At 56.2% G+C, this 1,140-nt stretch carries 1 protein-coding gene and 1 pseudogene; both read left to right on the top strand.

What is annotated here, in order from left to right; genetic code table 11:
- The first annotated feature begins 44 nt into the window (after positions 1-44).
- Positions 45-524 carry a xanthine phosphoribosyltransferase gene (gpt, locus tag B3Z49_RS02560; protein ID WP_008889111.1) on the top strand — a complete coding sequence of 160 codons (480 nt, stop codon included), beginning with the start codon at positions 45-47 and terminating at the stop codon, positions 522-524.
- Positions 525-586: 62 nt separating this feature from the next.
- Positions 587-1,140, top strand: a pseudogene (locus B3Z49_RS02555) (sorbosone dehydrogenase); the annotation flags it as partial.

Raw genomic sequence — 1,140 nt, 5'->3', positions numbered from 1 at the left:
GGGCACATTCATTTGGCGAACCGATCTGGCGCAGGAGAATTCTTGTGAGCGAAGCTGCTTATAACAAAGGTTTCCCGGTTTCCTGGGAACAGATGCATCGCGATGCCCGTGCACTTGCATGGCGACTGTTGGAAAAAGGCCCGTTCAAGGGAATCGTGGCAATCACCCGTGGCGGTCTTGTGCCGGCGGCCATCATTGCCCGCGAACTTGATATTCGCCTGATTGATACGGTGTGCGTACGCAGCTACTCTGACAAGACGCGTGGCGATCTGGAATGGCTGAAAGACATCAAGGGTGACGGTACCGATATGCTGATCATTGATGATCTGGTCGATACCGGCAAAACCGCCAAGGCTGTGCGCGAAAAACTGCCGCATGCGCATTTCGCAACGGTTTATGCCAAGCCGCTTGGCCGTGAAATCGTTGACAGCTTTGTGACCGAAGTCTCCCAGGATACCTGGATTTACTTCCCCTGGGACATGGAACTGTCGGTCAACGCCCCGATCTCTGAACGCGTTCGTTAATCGACCTGGGGAAACTGTCCGTATCCCTTGTAAGGCCGATTGCCAGACAAGGAGATTTCAGGATGACCCAATATTTACGCCCGGACTTCCGTCGCCAGTTGCACAACGCACGCCGATGGGCCGGGCGTTTGTGTTTGGGGGCTGTCTCTGCCGCGGCTGTGACCGCGGTAAACCTTTCCGCACAGGCCCAGCAGGTTTCAGAACGGGTGGCGCGCGTTCAATCGATGCTAACGGCTGAAAGCGGATATCGCCTTTCGGTCTTTGCCGAGGTCAGCAACGCCCGGACGATTGCGGTCGCCCCGGAGCTTAACGGCGCTTTTGTCGGGACGCGAGGACCGAACCTTTATTTCGTGCGTGACCAGGACGGCGATGGCGTTGCCGAGGACGTCAATCTGATTGCCGATGACTTCAAGCTGGCCAACGGGATTGCTTATAAACCCGGTACCCTGTTTGTCGCCGATCAACACCGCATCGTGTCCTATGATCTTGCTAATTTTGATGGCGAAAGCCTTGGTAGCCCAAGGATCCTGTTTACCAATCTGCCTGATGAGCGCCATCATGGCTGGCGCTATGCCGCGTTGTCACCGGATGGCGACCGCCTGTTTGTTGCGGTCGG

This window comes from Thalassospira sp. UBA1131, from assembly GCF_002311515.1.
Classification (GTDB): domain Bacteria; phylum Pseudomonadota; class Alphaproteobacteria; order Rhodospirillales; family Thalassospiraceae; genus Thalassospira.
The sequence above is the reverse complement of the archived record's forward strand: the minus strand, read 5'-3'. Positions and strand labels throughout refer to the sequence as shown.